We start from the raw sequence: 17,600 nt of genomic DNA, 5'->3' as shown, positions 1-17,600 counted from the left end.
CTAAAACTTCCAACGCATATCAACCCACAGTTTGTCGCCAAGTTCCCACCAGCGGTTTATTGCCGAGCGTAACGAAGCGTTACTGTAACCGGTCAGATATTCGCGGCACAATTGTGTAGGATTACCATTTGCTGCATTTTCCTTGTCTTTTTTCAGCAATTCCATGGCGCGACTTTCAACAAATTCAGTTTCACTCAGTACCTGGTTTTCAAAGGCAGTAACTTCCGGCTCAACTAGCTCTTTTCCGGTGCCCCAGTTTACCAAAGCCAAACGGTTGGCGCGGGTAAATGCCCACATGGCCGACTGACGGCTAAAATGTTTATGTCCGCAATAGTTGTAAGCATCGGGTAAACTCAGGTTGCCACAATAAATGGGCACACGTGGCGATAAACGCGGAATATCGAGGCTGAACCACACTTTGCCACCAATTTCATCAGGCAGATCATCGCGTAATTGTGCAATCCATGAGTACGAACAATACTGCACCGAAATGGGGCGGTGACGATAAACAGAATTCTCTTCCAGGGCATTCATTAAATCACGCTTATCTTTTGCCAGCCATGGATGTGCAGCAGGACTGATGATGGTATCGATTACCTCTTGGCCATCGTCGTTCTTAGTTTTGTGTGCAACTTTCAGCTTACGGATCATTTCGTATTCGGTACCGTCATAGGTTTGTTTGTACAGCGCAATCACATCGCTGATGTTCACTTTTTTCTCCACTTTCACCGAGAACGGCAATTCATCGGCATCAAATTTCAAATTCAAATCGGGCGCCATCGAACTTAGCACAAAATACTCGCGAATATCAAATGGTTTTTCTCCGCTGTAGGCCTTCCAGAATTTAAATGTTTCCTTTCCATCCCAGTATCCCAGCTCTTTGGCTACCTCAAAAACATTGTCGGAAGCCATATAATAATCCGGATTATCAAGATCGAGTTCGCCTATTCTTGGAATATTTGCGGATATTCCCACATGGTCATCCGGAATACGTTGAGCAGCCCAAACGCCACCAATTTTATCCGGACCTTCGCCAAAAATCTCCAGCTGCCAAACCTCTTTTGTGTCGGCAATGGTTATACATTCACCATAATCGGCAAAACCGTATTCTTTAATCAGTTCGCCTATCAGTTTTATGGCGTCGCGTGCTTTTGTGCAACGCTGCAGTGCAATACGTTCAAGTTCTTCAATCAGGAAAAGACCGTTTTCGTTATGTAATTCTTTGCGACCGGTAATAGTCGTTTCGCCAATGGCCAGTTGTTTTTCGTTGATACACGGATAGGCTGTATTCAGGTAAGCGTATGTTTCGCGTGCCTCGGGAATTTCACCTTTTAGCTCCATTCCGTCCATACTCCATGCGGTGTGCGTGTGCATGGTTCCCCAATAAATTTTATGGGTGGTATCGCGGTCGAATTTTTGAGCCGGCACAAAATTTACCCAGGTGCGGTAATACGCGTCGCAGGTGTGAGCTGTAATCACCGAACCGTCATCGGTGGCATCTTTTCCAAACATGATGCTGGTGCAGCTTTCGTTCCTGTTATCGTCGGGTTGGGCAAACAAAAATGATGCTGATGACAGTACCAGCATCACGAGTAAAGATATTCGTAACATAGTGCAAAGTTTTGCTCAAATTTAATAGAATTGGCAGGCGGAGCAAACTAATTTGACATTATGTGAAGAATTTTGTTGAAAGATTGACAAAATTATTGCGGTTGTTAATGCCCGTCAATTCCATGAAGCATTAGAAACGAATGCATCAGAATTTTATGAATTTCGGTTAAATATTCGTTTACAGCTTTGGTACTTCCCGGAAGCGAGAATACCAGTGTTTTGTCTTTAACTCCGGCGATCGATCGGCTGAGCAATGCATTGGGTTTTTCTGCGCCATATTTCAACCGGATGTGATCCATAATTCCCGGAATTTCCATATCAATAAAGTTTTGGATGATCACCGGGGCAATATCGCGGGGACCAATTCCGGTGCTTCCGGTTGTGTAAATGATATCGAATCCATCGTTTACAGCATTTTGTAGTTCGGCTTTTAATAACTCTTTTTCATCAGGAATTACAGTGCGCGAAGTTTCGCACAGGTATGTTTTTGATGCAAAAAAGTCTTTACTAAGTTTCTCGAGAAGTGGTCCGCTTTTGTCTTTGTAAATGCCTTGGTAAGCGCGGTCGCTCAACGTAATAACTTTTATACGGAATGTTTTTGGGATGTATTCCAGCTCGTCGTTTTCGGTAAGAGTTCCCGGTTTTATCACACGGCAGAAGATCCCTTCTTTTGGCATCACACATTTTCCTGCCAGTTGAAAAATTTCGCAGTTATCTCCATGGCATTTTTTCCCGATCTGTGTTACTTCCAGCTCCACGCTGCCTGCTCTGAACCGATCAAAAGGCATGGCTTTATGCACAGCAATTCCTTCTGTGGTAATGTTTTCGGCAAACTCGCCATATTTGATTTCACGGCCTAATTCTCCTTCAAAACTTTTGATACTCTCAGCAGCCAGCAAACTTATCTGGCGGTGCCATTTTCCGGCGTGCGCATCGCCATCAATTCCTTCAAGGTTAAATTGCAATTCCTTTCGCGGGGTTTTGATCGTGCCTTTTTTCTCCGAAATATTTAGTGATTTTATTTTGCAGGTTTGTGCTTCCATTTCTGTAGTTATATTTTCTCCTTAAAGTCTAGTTTTATATCTCCAATAATCATGTTCTTATCAACAGCTTTGCACATGTCGTAAATGGTTAGCAATGTAACATTCACGGAAGTTAAGGCCTCCATTTCAACGCCGGTTTGCCCAATGCATTTGGTTAAACTTTTTACTAAAACGCCATTCTTCTGAACTTCTGCTTTCACCTCAACTTTGGTCAGCTGTAGTGGATGACAAAGCGGAATTAGCCTTGATGTTTCTTTTGCTGCCTGAATTCCGGCGATTTCCGCAATGGTAATTACATCGCCTTTTTTTATCAGGCTTTCATTAATCAGCCGAATGGTTTCGGGTTGTAAGGCTATAAACCCCGATGCTTTGGCCGTACGTACCTGTTGTGGTTTGTGGCCCACATCCACCATATTGGCTTTTCCTTCGTTGTTGATATGTGATAACTGGCTCATATTTTATCCTCCAATATTTGAAAAATCGTGTGATTCTGTTCCTACTCCTTTTTCCGGTTTGTTTTGCAAAGCCTGGTTGTATGCTTCTTCAATGCCCAGTTCGCGGGTGCTGTATCGTTGTCCTGAATGCAGGCAAGGAACGATAAATCCGTCGGCAGTTAAACGCAGGCGGTTACAGATTTTGCAAATGCCGCCTAAACCGCCGTCAACCGCATAAAACTCGCCCGTGCGCAAATCCATCTGTCGGATGAAACGCAACTTCAGTGCTTTCTTCTGGCAGAACTCCCGTACTTCCTGTTCGTCCTCTTCATTTTCGCCCGGAATACGTACAAAGTTTATTTTCACCGGAAGAAGTCCGGCTTCGGTTGCTGCGTCTATTCCGCGCAGAACATCATCAAGCTCTCCAACACGGGTAATTTTTTTGAATTTTTCAGGATTCATGGTATCCAGACTGATGTTCACCCGTTTTAACCCGGCAGCCTTTAGAGCTTTGGCATAACGTGGCAAAAGAACACCATTAGTTGTCATTCCAATATCCTCAATCTCCGGAATGGCTGAAAGCATACTGATTAGCTCCGGAAGATCTTTGCGTACCAATGGTTCGCCTCCGGTAATTCGAAGTTTGCGAATGCCAAGTTTTACACCTGCCTTAACGATGTCGGTAATTTCGTCAAACGAAAGAATATCCTCATGTTTTTTTAAGGGTAAACCTTCGGCAGGCATACAGTATTCGCACCGGAAATTACAGCGGTCGGTTACCGAAATGCGCAGGTAGTTGATATGTCTGTTAAAGCGGTCGTACATATGCAAATTCGTCAGTTTGAATGGTTGAAACACCCAGCGGCACCTCGAGCAAAGCATTCGCAAAAGCCAAAGCATTTATATGCGCCGATCCATGAAACGGAATTTCCGAAATTGCCCCATTTTCATTGATTACAACCGGAATTATTGCCAGTCGATTGGCTCTTTTTCGTTGATAAGTAAAGTTCATCGGGGCTTTGATACGCAATGGTGCGTAGTTGGCTCCGAGTAGTTTGCAGATCACCGGTTTGGCGATCAACTCAAACTGCACGAATGACGAAACCGGATTTCCGGAAAGTCCAAAAACGAACTTGCCATCCTTTTCTGAAAAAGTCATTGGGTTACCCGGCTTAATGCCCGTGTGATCCCAGTATATTTTGAATCCTTGTTCTTTCAATATCTCCGGAATAAAATCGAAATCTCCGACTGATGCTCCGCCTGTAAATACGACAAAATCGCTCGATTCCAGTGCTTTGTTAAAACTTTCCGTGAGCAATTTATAGTCGTCAACCAGCATGAGTTCGGACACAATTTCAAGATTCATTTTCCTGAGCTGGGTTATCACCTGGCTGGAATTACTGTTCCGAATCTGACCTGGTTTTGGCGTTTCAGATGGTGGAACCAACTCACTACCTGTAGCAATTACAGTTACTCTCGGGCGTTTTGAAACTAACATCTCAGCATAACCTGCTCCGGCAAGAACTGCCATTTGCGGCACATTAATCAGCGTTCCTTTTTTTAGCAGTACATCACCTTTTTTATAATCTTCACCCAGGTAACAAATATTCTTTTTTGTTTTCGGATTAGTGCAACGCACCTTGTTTTCAGAAAGTTCCTCAGCATCTTCAACCATAAAAACGCAATCGCATTCAGGCGGAACAGCAGCGCCGGTCATAATTTTTACACACTGGTTTGCACCAATTTTAGCCGATGCAATTTTTCCGGCATTAATTACTTCCAGTACTTCCAATTCATTGGCAATATCTTCAAGTCGGCAAGCGTAACCGTCCATCGCTGATTTATTAAACGGAGGCATATTTAAATCAGCCACTACATCCTCCTGTAATACCCGGTTATATGCATCTTCGAGCTGTACCTTTTCCGTTGGGAAAAACGGTGTAAAATTGCCGATTAGCTGTTGTATTTTTTCGAATTGGTTCATGAAACAAATGAAAATTTATTGTTGATGAGCTGAATTTTAGTGTAATCAAATTTAAGCTTTTCTCCGTCATTATTCACAATTATCGGATTGTGTATCAGGTGATGAGGTTTTCTTACCACAGTTCCGGTTGATTGAATAAAAAAGAACAAACCCGGATTAATAATTTCATGTAAGCCTCCCGACTCGCACACAATGGGTGTTTCGGGTAAAAATGTCGATAGTTTTTCAAAAGCTTCCGGAAGGTACTCCGGCTTGGCCATGACAAAGAAAACCTGTTTTGCGCCGGCTTGTAACATCAGCGAACTGTCTTTTCCGGTAATTTGCTTTTCCTGCAAAATAACGTAGTGTTTATCTTTTATAAGCACATCATTGCCGTTGTGCTCGTGAATATGCGAGGTGATTTTTAGTCCGGTAATGGGAGCTTGTTCGGATAATGCCTCGATTACGCGACAGGCAAAGTAGGTTTTTCCCACATTTCTTCCGTTACCTGCAATCAATAGCAAGTTCGGATAATCGATTTTGGTATCTCTTTGTAATTGTGTCATTTAATATGTTTCAGGGAAGGAGAGGAACTTCATTTCGCCCAATGCAAAATGTGCTCTTTCTCCTTTCCAATTTACCCCGACCTTGCCGGGATGCGGGAGGACAACCTGTTTCCGGGTAATCCCATCGGCCAAAATTCCCTGGTTCACACTTTAGGAAGATTGGCTCGGAGCCGGGACAAATATAGTAAAGAATCTAGATGTGTGGATGTGATTGTTTGAAAAGTGCTGAAAAGCATTTTGTTTTTCGATAAGTATGCGAGGCATTTATCCTGGATAGTTTTAAGTTTTGAAATCCATCAGGAGTAAACGCGATTTAGTATATTTAAACCGTTTAAGATTTATTTTATGGTTCAAAAAACAATAGTACTTCTGATACTAAATTTGGCGGTTTTTATTTTGTATGCACAAGAAATGCAGGATGACTTTGGTAAAGTTGATTCCGCGAGTGTTTATGAATACCGTTTGTCGAAGGATATAATTACCAGCCATATCAAAAATAAAGCAGTAGTTCTGCAAACCAAAGATCATCTTTCAAAAACGAATTTTCTGCATCAGTTCAAATTACCCATCAAAAGTGGAGTTGCGAATTCGGCAGACCTGTGGACTTTAGACAGTATAGTGGTACGTGAAATGAATGAAATATCCGGACAAACAGAGAATGTGAGCCGGCAAACTTTATCCACTTCAAATAACGGACAAACGCTGATCACAAAAGATTATAAATGGAAAAATGACGATGGACACTGGTTGATCAGTAGTGCAAACTATTATTTTTTCGGGAATGAAGGGCGTTTGGATTCTGTGGAATTTCAGGAATACGTAACCATTAACTATCGAATGTTCACCAAAAAGTACTACACATACGAAGGCGGTTTGCTTGAAACAGAATGGAGTAAAGAAAAATTTGATGAATATGATGATTGGGAGAAGGTTTCGCGCCTGCAGTATAGCTATGATTCGTTGAACAGTCTTAAACAGGTGAATACAATGAAATGGGATCAGTTTTATGATCGCTGGTCGACATTTGAAATATTAGAATACAATTATGATTCGCTGGGTAATATTTCTGAGGAGATAGCTTATGATTACGATAGCTACGAAATGGTAAAATCCAAAAAATATGAAATTGTATACGCTTATAATGAGCAAAACCTTTTGTCTGATATGACCGAATATGTTGAAGGGTGGGGAGAAGATAATTTTATTCCAGATCGTAAATTAAGCTATGATTATGATGGATTGATGAACCTAACTACCGAAACACTTTACAGTTGGGATTACGACCTTGATAATTGGTTGGAAGTTACCCGCAAACGGCATTTCCATCAAATTAGTGAAACTCTTGTTCATGAAGTACAGGTTCAAAACTGGGATAATGGGTGGATTGATGCAAACAATACGAAATACTTTTCTGAAAACGCTATTGCTCCTGGTGAGTTGGAAAATCGGGAATTCATTTTGTCGTTTTTACCAATGTTAGTTTACAACACCCAAGTGGTTGATAAACTGGAATCTACTTCTTTTTCAGGAGGAGAATGGCTGGAAAGCGGAGATGTTACCTATCATTTCAGTCAAAGTATTCAGGTAGGCATCAATAATGAAACTCTGGCAGAATTAAAATTATTTCCTAATCCGGCAACAGATTATATCCGGGTTCAAACTCCAGGATTACATCAATTTGAGTGTATCGTCTACGACATTTGGGGAAGAAGTTTGATTCATGAGAATATTAGTGCAGAGATGAAACTGAATGTATCGGATTTAAAACCAGGTTACTATTTGATTGAAATACTTGAATCAGGGAAAAAAATAAGCAAGGGCAAATTTATAAAATACTAATCTGCCCTTGCTTATTTTTTATTCTTCGGAATGTTCTACCTCTTCTACAATCGGATTTGTTTTTTCAGCGAAATAGGCTGAAACAATTACCAGTGCTACAACTGCCACTGCAATATAAACACCTGAAGGTATTGGAGCCGCTTCGCCTTGTGCATACGAATGCAACCCTGACAGGTAATAATTTACTCCAAAATAGGTCATTAACACCGAACTGATACCCAAAACAGCAGCCACACTCATGGCAAAACTACCGCGCATTCCGGGAATGCGGTGCATGTGCGTGATGAATGTATACACTAAAATTGTTACCAGTGCCCAGGTTTCTTTTGGGTCCCAGCCCCAGTAGCGCCCCCAGCTTTCGTTGGCCCAAACGCCACCTAAAAACGAACCGAGTGTAACCATTAACAAGCCAATAATCAATGCAATCTGTATGATGTTAACAAGTTCTTTTACGGTGTGGTTGATTCTGTCGGAATTGCGTTTGTTTCTGAAAATCATTAAAATGAGGTTTAGGAAACCAAGCAATGCACTAATTCCCAAAAACCCGTAACTGGCTGTAATAATTGCTACGTGAACAATTAACCAATACGATTTTAAAACCGGTACCAGGTTGGTAATTTCCGGGCTCATCCAGCTCATTCCGGCCACCATCAGTGTTAATCCGGCCAAAACCGAAGTTAGTGATAATGTAATTTCCGAACGTTTGGCAAAAATCAGACCTCCAAGTGCGGTTGCCCAACTGATAAATACCATCGATTCGTAACCGTTACTCCATGGCGCATGACCAGAGATGTACCAGCGAATTGCCAGTCCTGCAGTTTCGGCCAAAAACAGTACGAGAATAAAGTAAAAGGCAAAACTTTTCAGGAAGCGTAATTTAAAATTCGGATTAAACAGGGTGAGCAATTGTAACATCAGAAGAATGAGCCCTGTAAACATGAAAATTTTGGATAACTTCCCAAAAATGTTCAGGTTATTATACAGTACTTCCATTTTCACTTTTGTTGCCGATGGAATGATCTTCGCTCCAATGGTTTCCTGGTTTTGTTTCAGGTTATTCAGCAATTGGTTGGCTGTTGCCCAATCGCGTTTTTGTACCGATTGAAGATATGACGAAACCGTTTGCCTTGCGAAATCAGCATTTTGGGCAGGAAGTTCCTTTGCTTCGTTAATTGAAACCCATTTATGATTATCATCGTTTGGAACGGGAAATATAGTCAGAAAATCGCCGGTAAAAATGGACATAAGAATATTAACGCGCTCGTCGACATTCATAATTTCTTTGTCGAATTTATTACGGTGGTTACTCTCTTTTGCATAAGCGGCCTGAACATCTGAGCTAAGTATATAACCACCCATTTCGCGTGGTCGAACAATTGAATTAAATGAGGCATATTTCCCTGTAATTCCAATTGTTCGGCGTATTTCGGGATTGGCAACTTTTATAATGGCAATGTTTTTCCATAGCTCAGGGTTTGCCTGCATACCAAGAAAAACTTCGGTTGGCGACATACCTTCCCAGCTTGTTTTTTTAGCCACTTTTCGAAGTATTTCCGACGCCAGTGTAGAAACTGGCTCTACGCGGCCTTTTCTATCCTGAATAAGTAAACTTTCGAACGATTCGGCGTGGTCGCTGTTAAGTGATGCGGGTGTTGCAACTTGTGCCTGTGCGCTAATACTCAACAATACGCCCGTTACCAAAACAGCAAACAGTTTTTTTCGTTTTTCGCGTAGTCGTGCCGATGCTTTCAGCAGGGTTTTGAATCGACTGTTTCGGTTAAACAAAGTTAGCACCATCCCGATGGCCATAATCAGGTAACCAAAATAAGTTACCGATGTTCCTGTTGAGTCGTGGTTTACCGAAAGAATTGTGCCGCGCTCATCCGTATCGTACGACGATTGGAAGAAGCGATATCCTTTGTATTTCAGAATGTTATTCATGAAAATGCGGAATGGCATTTCGGTGCTACCGTCTTTTAAAACCACTTCGCTGGCATATGATGACGGGCTCATTGAACCCGGGTAACGTTCGAGCTGGAAATCGTTAAGCTGAATAGCAAACGGAAGCTTAATTATTCGCGATCCGTATGAAACCGACACAGTCATTCCATCGATGGATGTAGTGAAAAAATCGCCAACTTCTCTTGTTCTTCCATAAACAATCAACTCCTTACTTTCTTCACCAGTTGAAATCGCAGCTTTAAAAGCATCTGGCGGGCTCATTTCCTGTGATGGTTTTTGGTAAACCAATTGAACCGAAGCAGTTGGCAGAAACTGTTTAATGGCAAACGTGAGGTTTTTATACGTATAGGCCTTTTGCGTATCTACCAGTTTTTCAGAACCAGGAGCTATCAACTCACTGTTGTCGCTCATCATTCCTGATACCTGAATGGAATCGTTAGCAGAAACATAAAGGTTACCATCCTTTAAACTCAGTTTAATATCAGTAGTTAAATTGTTGCCGAACCCCAGCGTTAACCCATTTAATGTTTTAGTGTTATCGTTTCTTAGCGTAAAGTCTTTTCGCGATGCACCATTTTCAACCGTAATCAGCGAAACAATGGGTTCACCATTCGGATCGAGAACGACGTTTTCCACCGCCGATGGCATAAATTGCTGATTGCTGATGTGTATTGTTTTTCCTTTAAAATGTATTTTTTCTGAGAAACGGTTGGCGGTGTAGGGCGAGAATTTAACTTCGCTCGATTCTTCTATTGTTTCGGTACCATCAGTAATCTTAACCGTTACAAACGATGCTTCGGAAACGATATAATCCGACGAACTGTTTTCGCGAATATGCATGCTGCCTTCATAACCGTAATAACGGGTAATCATTGCACCTACACCAATAACGATAAAGGAGATATGAAAAAGCAGAATTGTCCATTTTTTCCGTGCAATGAGTTTGTATTTAAAAACACTGCCAACGATGTTAATGCAGAGTATAAACAACAAGATCTCGAACCACCTGGAATTATAAATGAGAATTTTTGCAGTGATGGTACCATAATCGTTTTCGATAAAGGTGGCGTAACCAATTGCTATTGCAAAAATTACCACAAGAATTCCGGTAAAAAACATGGAAAAAAGGAATGAACTTAGCTTCTTCATAATTAGTAGTTGTCTGAATAAAACACTAAAAAAATTCCTTTGTTTGAAAAAACAAAGGAATTTTTCACAAAATAAAAGTTTTTAAAAATTAGTTTGTTGTAGGATCGTCGTGAGCAATTACTTTCACAAATTCAGCATAATTCCATGCTTTTTTTGGAGCCACATGGCCTTCTGGTTTTTCACCAAGGTGACAAGCCTTACAGGTTTCTTCTGTTGGGTCAGTCATTCCTTTTGAAAGTGCCATTTTTTTGTTTTTCATAATTGCAGCCGATTTATAATGACTACCAGGTCCGTGACATGATTCGCACGAAACTCCTTCATCAACTTTAAGACCGGCAAGTAAACCGCTATCTACAGAGCCTGCAGTTGAGTGACATTTTAAACATGTTTCATTGGTTTTGTCGGCACCTTCCAAAGCATCCATTGCTTTTGCGTGTGGGCCTGCCTGCCAAATGTTAAACTGCTCGCCTTTATCGGGCTTGTTATGGCACATTTTACATTTTGCTGCACCAATGTACTTGTAAGTTTGAGCGGTGGCTGCAGTGCTAAATAAGACTGCAAGACCTAAAAGGAAAATTAATTTTTTGAGTTTCATAATCGTGTATTTAAAATTTATATTACTGTTTTCTAAAAAACCTATTATAAGAATAATAAATATTGTGCCAAAATTTAATACAATGCTGTATGACACATTGAGCACATTTCACTTCTCCATGCTTCGGCAACATCTACAGGGTGTTGGAAATCCAGTGCTTCGAAAGCAGTAGAATATTGCATACTATCCGGCGTTCCCTGTGCTATGATATTGTGACACAGCGAACAGTCTTTTGAAATCGTTTTGTTTTCAGTTGTTGCATGGCGGTCGTTGTGGCAACGGTAACATCCGTCCGATTCCATATGACCAATGTTATTTGGATAAGCTTTCCAGTTGGCCTTCATAAACGGAAAAATGTTATTGGAATAATCTTCCTGAATGGCAGCAATTGCCTGATCGATTTCCGCTTTTTTAGTTTCATAAACTTCCGGATAACCACTTTCAAACCAGTCAGTGATCTGGTTTTCAATGGCAATCATTGCCGTGTCTTTTGTAGGATAATCCTGGTAAAGAGCCATCATGGCTGCCAGTTTTATGGCAGGTAGATCGGTTGAAATTTTTCCTTCAGCCATGGATTGATCGATAAAGTTTTGCGGAGCATTGTAATTGTGCGATGGCCTGTTATGGCAATCCAAACAATCCATTACCCTTGTTTCCAACGAATCGAGCTCTGCTTCTGAAACCATACTCATTTCATCGGTGTAAATGTATTCTTCTCCGGTTTTTGTATTGGTGTATTTTACCCACGGAATAATCTGACGTTTTTCATCAAGGGCTTTGTATTCAATTTTCACCTCGGGGCTAATGTGCTGGTGTATACCCTTTATCACTCCCTGAGGAGTTACCTGTGTACTTGTTTTTACCTGCAAATGAACAATATGTTCGGTGTTTTCTTCATCGGTTAAAAATGAATGTTTTACCCTCATTTTATTATCGTAGAATTTCTCCGGCCAGTGGCATTCTTCGCAGGTTTCGCGTGCCGGACGCAGATTGGCAATTGGGGTAGGGATGGGTTGTGGATATTTGTTGGCCAAAACAGAGTATACCTGGTATAAACCCGAAAGTTTACTTTTTACATACCAGCTGGCTCCCGAACCAACGTGGCACTCCACACAGGCAACACGCTCGTGCGACGAACCGTGGTAGGTTACGTATTCCGGCTCCATAACCTCGTGACATAACTTTCCGCAAAATTCTACCGATTCGGTGTAATGAAAAGCTTCGTAACTTCCTACTGACGAAATAATAAGCAGAAAAATTGTTCCAACGATAAAAATTGTGCTGGCATTACGGGTAGCCAAATTATTAAAATCTAAGATTGGCCAGTTTAAACGTTTACCTTCTTTTTCAGCCAAGCGCGCTTTCTTTCGGTAGATTCGCATCCCCAGCGGGATCATGAGTAATCCAACGATCAAAAATACCGGAAGGATGATGAAAATGAATAAACCAATATATTGACCACCAAATCCGAAAGCTACATTCAAAAGAAATAAAGCGAGGATGCTGGCCAGGTTGAAAACAGCTAAAACTGCTCCTGTAATCGATACCCAGTTTCTTATGGAAGACGGTAATTTCATAATTTTTCGTTTATTGGTTTGATGTAAAATCTACTGATCCAAGATTATAATTTTCCTTTAATTATTCAAGGTCAGATACTTATTTATAAATTGTCTATATACGCAATGTTAATTTGAAACTATGTTCTGAACATGAAGTTTTAATATTTCTGTCAGTTTACATATTTCTCATATTTACTGTTTGTTATACTACTAATCCACTAGGGTTAAGTATTAAAAATTGTATTTCATTCTTTTCTTTTTTTTGCCTTTTAATGGAAAATTAAAGAGTAAATTATCAGTATTATCATCATTACACCGGCGAAAAGTGCAGTGAATCCAAAGATTTTTATCGTTCTCATCCTCTCTTTCGTAAACTCTTTTTCAACGCGAACTTCATTTATTTTCCCTGATTTTACCAGTTGCTCATATTCGTGTGGTCGATCTTTTTTGTATTCTTCCTCCAGTACATATCCCGTGAAAATTACAGTATCCATCGGGAAGGATTCGGGGCGCAGGTGTGTATTAAAAAAGTGAATGGTAAAAATAAATCCAACGGCAAGTAAAGCCTCGTCGCTGTGTATAATCTGTGCTACATTAATAAGCCAGCCGGGCAGGAATTTGGTGAAGAATTCGGGGAACCATAGCATTAATCCGGTTGAGCCAATTACAAGCACTCCCCAGAATACGGCGAAGTAGTCGAATTTTTCCCAATAAGTCCATCTTCCATAGTTTGGCCGGGGACCAATTCCTATAAACCATTTAATTGATGCCCAAAAGTCGCGAATGTCTTTCCGGTTAAACATCAGCGAGTTACTGCTGAAAATAAATTTGCTGACTTTTATTCCATGTTTAAACTTAACTTTTAATAGCGCTACCACATGGAATATAAAATATCCGAAAGTGACAAGGGCAGCTGTTCGATGAATAAAACCGGCAATATGGGCACCGCCAATGGCTTCGGCCAAAAACTGGGCCCAGGGCATGTAGGCAAATTTCAAAATCATTCCGGTTAGGGCAAGCAGTATGAAACTTACTATTACAAAAATGTGGGTTATCCTGTTTTTCTTCTGGAAACGCCTGATATACATTTGTTTGCCCAAAGGTTTTGGTTCCTTTCGTTTTTTTATCATGGCACCCAGCGACCGGGGTATCCACAATAAGGTGTGCAGGCCAAAAAAAGCAAACACGCTTAACAGTAATCCGGTCATTGCCCAGAATGTGTAATAGAGCCATGGGAAATTGCTTTTATCGTAGTGAGTGGCATGTGTCAGGTAACCGGTAAATTTCATATTGGCATCGGTATGACATTTCGAGCAGGTGGCAACAATATTTCGTGGACTGATCGTTGATTTTGGATTGTCCATCCGATAGATATTGTGAGCACCATGGCAGTCGGAACAACGTGCAGCCTCCAGGTAACCCAATTGATACACTTTCCCGTGATAGGTTTCCAGGTAAGTTTCGGCTAGTTCCAGGTGGCACTGTCCGCACTGAGAGCTGATTTCCGACATAAATTTGCTTTCATGCACTTCGGAAATATTATGGGCCGAGTGACAGGTTTCGCAGGTAGGGAATTTCAACTCTTCGGTGTTGGCACCAATACCGTGTTCACTTTCAATATACTGGTCGTAAATTCCTTTGTGACAATTTCCACATGTTTTTGCCAGGTTGGCCGGATTTACCGACGATCGTTCATCATCTTCTTTTAACATGAAGTGCGTGGTGTGGCAATCGGTACAAATAGCGGCCGACAACAGTCCTTTTTCCTCCAGACTTTTTCCGTGCACACTTGTTGAATAATCATAATAGGCATCGGTTTCCTTCAGGTTGGTGCCGGCAACTGCCTGACCATTTTCTTTATGGCATTCGCCACAAAGTTTTGGTACTGCAGAGCGGAAAGTAGGCGAATTTTCATTCTCGGAAGGAACAACAAGGTGCGACCCGTGGCAATCGGTACAATAAGGTGCATTCTCATGTTTGGCAAAATAAGCCTCTCCATGGCCGCTTTGGAAATAGATCTCGGATTCCTCTGCATGGCAACTCGAACAATCGACTTTATCCGCAGTTTCACACGGACGGGCAATATTTGCGGTAACATCCGAGTGACATTTTACACAGGTAATATTATTGTGAGCCGAATTAACAAATTCATTTACATCAACATGAAGAGAAACCTGCTTGTCGTCAATTACTTTATGAATATCGGGTTGTTCGTGGCATTTTAAACAGGTTTTATCTGAAATGTTTTCAATAATATTTTTCAACTCAACTTTGTGTGGAGGATGGCAATCGGTGCAAGCCGGAATTGCCCCCGGGCTTTTCTCCCAAAGTTCCTTGTTGATTATTTTTATGTGAACATCTTCAATTCGTGCATGGCATTGCATACAGGTTGCTGCAATATTTTTCTCCGAAATGCTGGAGTTCATGTTGGTGTGGGGGAGAATAAGGTGGTTGCCGTGGCAGTTGTTGCAGGTGGCAGTTACCACCAAACCACTGCTAAATAATCCTTTTCCGTGAATGCCCTGTGTGTAGTTCTCAACAATGTTGTGCTCACCAATATTGTAGGCCCTTGCAACCGGCGCACCTTCACGGTGGCAGGTTCCGCACAAAACCGGAATATTCATTTTATAGGTGCGCGATTGCGGATCGGCTGAGCTCAGTATCCTGTGTGTTCCGTGGCATTCGGCACAGTTGGGCGCATTTCGTGAGCCTTTTTCAAAAGCCATTCCATGAACACCATTCATGAACTTTGTCATGGCTTCGTCATGGCAATCGCCACAATTTACTGGTTGAAGTTTATCGGCATGTGGAAATTCTTCAACGTCAGCATCCGTGTGGCACGAAATACATTCGAGATAACTGTGTACTGAATTTTCGAGAATACCGGCAGGAATATACCTTGAAACTTCCCGACCGTTTACAATGGTAAATAGTTCAGGGTCGTCGTGGCACATGGCACAATCATCATTGGATTGTGCCATCAGTTTAAATCCGGGCATCATAAGCAAACCGACGATTAAAAAGATTTTAACCAGCCCTGAATTTGCTCCGGTGCATACATCGAACAGATTTTTAGTTAAAGTTTTGCTCAAGTACTTCATGCTAAGCCGTCTTTAATATAATTACTAAATCCCTTATCTCAGCCTACCTTGCGAGCCAACCATGCATTATTTGTGTGTCGCTATTTCTGTCCTGTTTTCTTTCTTCGCCCTCTTTCCTGTCGTTTTATTGTTTATTTATGACTTGCTTTTCTCTTGTTAAAATTATACGTGGTGCCAACCGTTTACAATACTTCTGAAATTATCAAGCGGCGACTTGCCAATTGATGCAATGTAAAGGTGAATAATCAGGAATATGGAAATAAAGAATCCCATAGCCGAATGTGTTACGGCAGTGATAAGAACACCGCTGATGTTGTATATTTTATTAAAAATCAGCTCGGGAAACATTAATCCAATACCCGAAACTATTACCAACGGAACAATAATGTACATTACGATTAGGTAAGTATATTTTTGCAACGGATTGAATTTACGTTTTTCCGATAGCGGGTATGGAGCTTTCATTCCATGAAACATTCCCCACGCGTAGTAGTACGCCTGTTTCATTGGGCGTTTCAAAAAATTCTTTGGTTTTACAATGTAAAACTTTTTATTTGAGGTTACCATGTTACCTATTAAAAACAAAAGGTAGTTTAAGGATACTATTACTCCGGCATAATTATGCACGGTAATAATAAGTTTAAAGCTGATAACGGATTCCTCAAAACCCGAGTTCATGCTTATTCCGGTAATGATAAGAAGAATAATACCCAGGGCGTTTATCCCATGCCAAATACGTAACCAAAGTGGGTAGAAGTATATTTTGTTTTCTGAGCTCATTGTTATTTCTTTTTGATGATAATTCTAAATATTACGTGGATGATAATTCCAGCCATAGCTGCGAAAAAGATGATTAAACTAATCGTTCTTAAAATTGGAATCTGGTGCGATCCAATCACGTAATTTTCATTCGAAAGTACACCAAGTGCAGATCCGTCTTCGGCTCTTTCCTGCAGGTTTTGGTATTTGTATAACGATGCTTTTAACAACGAGTTGGCCGAGTGGCATTCGGCACAACGACGCACAGCATCTTCTTTTGCAAGAATGTTGTGCGAAACCATTAAGTCGTCTTCAACCGCAGTATGGCACTCAATACAACGTACATGTTTAAAATGGAGCTCCTGATTTGGCAGCCAGTCGTGAATATCAACAACGGCAGATTTAAGATCGCCGGATACCAGGCTAAAACGTTTCATATCGTTATGACATGATAAACACATGTCGTTACTGTTTTCAACAATCTCAACAATACTGCTACTTGTGCGTGCAGTGGTAGAGTAGTAGTGTTGATCGTGGCATTTTGAACAGGTAAAGTTATCGCCAAAACCCTGACGGTGTATACTCTTGTTAACTTCTTCGTCAATTTTATCAAACTCGTATTTTGCAAACGACTCGTCGCCCCCATGACAATCCAGACATGTCATCATTGGCTCCAGCTTTAACGATGCTGCATGCGGATAGGTAGTGTAGTCGAATGAGTGGCAATCCGTGCAGTCGAAATTCTGATGAACACCTGTACGTAATCTTAAGGTATCGATTATCAGGTACGGATTCATCAGACGTTTCTCCTCCGTATCCATCATGTCGTTATGGAATGAATAGGTTTGCTGGGAGTGACACTTTAAACAATCGTGACTTGCGGGATCGTCGTAAAATTGCCCGAAACTTTTTAACGTGATTGTCAAAAGCATCAGGATTTGTAATGGAATGAAATATTTCATGGGTTAATTCGTGTAAATAGATCTGAAGTATTGCAATAACTTTATGGAATGAAAAAT

The 17,600-nt window shown here is 41.0% G+C and carries 13 protein-coding genes and 1 riboswitch; of the genes, 1 reads left to right on the top strand and 12 read right to left on the bottom strand.

The features are described 5' to 3' along the window. The 6 genes from LH29_RS21135 to LH29_RS21110 form a co-directional block, all read right to left on the bottom strand. Nucleotides 1–1,611, bottom strand: a complete 1,611-nt coding sequence (locus LH29_RS21135) for a dipeptidase (RefSeq protein ID WP_045033323.1) — start codon at nt 1,609–1,611, stop codon at nt 1–3. A 104-nt stretch (nt 1,612–1,715) separates the two neighbouring features. Further along, nucleotides 1,716–2,654, bottom strand: a complete 939-nt coding sequence (locus LH29_RS21130) for a molybdenum cofactor synthesis domain-containing protein (RefSeq protein ID WP_045033322.1) — start codon at nt 2,652–2,654, stop codon at nt 1,716–1,718. Nucleotides 2,655–2,662: 8 nt separating this feature from the next. Beyond that, nucleotides 2,663–3,109, bottom strand: coding sequence for a cyclic pyranopterin monophosphate synthase MoaC (moaC, locus tag LH29_RS21125; protein ID WP_045033321.1), 447 nt, complete (start codon nt 3,107–3,109; stop codon nt 2,663–2,665). A 3-nt stretch (nt 3,110–3,112) separates the two neighbouring features. After that, a complete protein-coding gene (locus tag LH29_RS21120; protein WP_045033320.1) occupies nt 3,113–3,913 on the bottom strand; it encodes a GTP 3',8-cyclase MoaA in 801 nt (266 codons plus the stop codon). Beyond that, a complete protein-coding gene (locus LH29_RS21115; protein ID WP_052671153.1) occupies nt 3,897–5,072 on the bottom strand; it encodes a molybdopterin molybdotransferase MoeA in 1,176 nt (391 codons plus the stop codon). Before LH29_RS21115 ends, LH29_RS21120 begins: the two co-directional genes overlap by 17 nt. Continuing rightward, the gene (locus tag LH29_RS21110) at nt 5,069–5,617 is read right to left on the bottom strand and encodes a P-loop NTPase family protein (RefSeq protein WP_045033319.1); all 549 of its coding nucleotides are present in this window, start codon (nt 5,615–5,617) and stop codon (nt 5,069–5,071) included. Before LH29_RS21110 ends, LH29_RS21115 begins: the two co-directional genes overlap by 4 nt. A 43-nt stretch (nt 5,618–5,660) precedes the next feature. Next, nucleotides 5,661–5,799, bottom strand: a riboswitch (molybdenum cofactor riboswitch). Nucleotides 5,800–5,962: 163 nt separating this feature from the next. Between LH29_RS21110 and LH29_RS21105 the strand changes: the two genes are divergently transcribed. Further along, entirely contained in the window at nt 5,963–7,456 is a 1,494-nt protein-coding gene (locus LH29_RS21105; RefSeq protein WP_045033318.1) for a T9SS type A sorting domain-containing protein, read from the top strand. An 18-nt stretch (nt 7,457–7,474) separates the two neighbouring features. On the opposite strand, the gene ccsA is transcribed toward LH29_RS21105, so the two are convergent. The 6 genes from ccsA to LH29_RS21075 form a co-directional block, all read right to left on the bottom strand. After that, nucleotides 7,475–10,567: a cytochrome c biogenesis protein CcsA gene (gene ccsA, locus LH29_RS21100; protein ID WP_045033317.1), complete on the bottom strand. Its 3,093-nt coding sequence runs from the start codon at nt 10,565–10,567 to the stop codon at nt 7,475–7,477. Between the two features lie 88 nt (nt 10,568–10,655). Further along, entirely contained in the window at nt 10,656–11,162 is a 507-nt protein-coding gene (locus LH29_RS24130; protein WP_052671151.1) for a multiheme c-type cytochrome, read from the bottom strand. A gap of 74 nt (nt 11,163–11,236) precedes the next feature. Next, entirely contained in the window at nt 11,237–12,739 is a 1,503-nt protein-coding gene (locus tag LH29_RS21090; RefSeq protein WP_045033316.1) for a NapC/NirT family cytochrome c, read from the bottom strand. 251 nt (nt 12,740–12,990) lie between these two features. Continuing rightward, on the bottom strand, nt 12,991–15,822 hold the full coding sequence (locus LH29_RS24125; RefSeq protein ID WP_052671150.1) for a cytochrome c3 family protein: 2,832 nt from the start codon (nt 15,820–15,822) through the stop codon (nt 12,991–12,993). A 162-nt stretch (nt 15,823–15,984) separates the two neighbouring features. Further along, nucleotides 15,985–16,602 carry a cytochrome b/b6 domain-containing protein gene (locus LH29_RS21080; RefSeq protein WP_045033315.1) on the bottom strand — a complete coding sequence of 206 codons (618 nt, stop codon included), beginning with the start codon at nt 16,600–16,602 and terminating at the stop codon, nt 15,985–15,987. A 2-nt stretch (nt 16,603–16,604) separates the two neighbouring features. After that, on the bottom strand, nt 16,605–17,543 hold the full coding sequence (locus LH29_RS21075; RefSeq protein ID WP_045033314.1) for a cytochrome c3 family protein: 939 nt from the start codon (nt 17,541–17,543) through the stop codon (nt 16,605–16,607). Between the last annotated feature and the right edge of the window lie 57 nt (nt 17,544–17,600).

Source organism: Draconibacterium sediminis, from assembly GCF_000949475.1.
Classification (GTDB): Bacteria; Bacteroidota; Bacteroidia; order Bacteroidales; family Prolixibacteraceae; genus Draconibacterium; species Draconibacterium sediminis.
This window is presented reverse-complemented; position numbering and strand designations above follow the sequence as displayed.

Excerpts from the sequence above, each read along its gene's own strand:
- LH29_RS21135 (WP_045033323.1), bottom strand. The coding sequence starts at position 1,611 with ATGTTACGAATATCTTTACTCGTGATGCTGGTACTGTCATCAGCATCA.
- LH29_RS21130 (WP_045033322.1), bottom strand. The coding sequence starts at position 2,654 with ATGGAAGCACAAACCTGCAAAATAAAATCACTAAATATTTCGGAGAAA.
- moaC (WP_045033321.1), bottom strand. The coding sequence starts at position 3,109 with ATGAGCCAGTTATCACATATCAACAACGAAGGAAAAGCCAATATGGTG.
- LH29_RS21120 (WP_045033320.1), bottom strand. The coding sequence starts at position 3,913 with ATGTACGACCGCTTTAACAGACATATCAACTACCTGCGCATTTCGGTA.
- LH29_RS21115 (WP_052671153.1), bottom strand. The coding sequence starts at position 5,072 with ATGAACCAATTCGAAAAAATACAACAGCTAATCGGCAATTTTACACCG.
- LH29_RS21110 (WP_045033319.1), bottom strand. The coding sequence starts at position 5,617 with ATGACACAATTACAAAGAGATACCAAAATCGATTATCCGAACTTGCTA.
- LH29_RS21105 (WP_045033318.1), top strand. The coding sequence starts at position 5,963 with ATGGTTCAAAAAACAATAGTACTTCTGATACTAAATTTGGCGGTTTTT.
- ccsA (WP_045033317.1), bottom strand. The coding sequence starts at position 10,567 with ATGAAGAAGCTAAGTTCATTCCTTTTTTCCATGTTTTTTACCGGAATT.
- LH29_RS24130 (WP_052671151.1), bottom strand. The coding sequence starts at position 11,162 with ATGAAACTCAAAAAATTAATTTTCCTTTTAGGTCTTGCAGTCTTATTT.
- LH29_RS21090 (WP_045033316.1), bottom strand. The coding sequence starts at position 12,739 with ATGAAATTACCGTCTTCCATAAGAAACTGGGTATCGATTACAGGAGCA.
- LH29_RS24125 (WP_052671150.1), bottom strand. The coding sequence starts at position 15,822 with ATGAAGTACTTGAGCAAAACTTTAACTAAAAATCTGTTCGATGTATGC.
- LH29_RS21080 (WP_045033315.1), bottom strand. The coding sequence starts at position 16,602 with ATGAGCTCAGAAAACAAAATATACTTCTACCCACTTTGGTTACGTATT.
- LH29_RS21075 (WP_045033314.1), bottom strand. The coding sequence starts at position 17,543 with ATGAAATATTTCATTCCATTACAAATCCTGATGCTTTTGACAATCACG.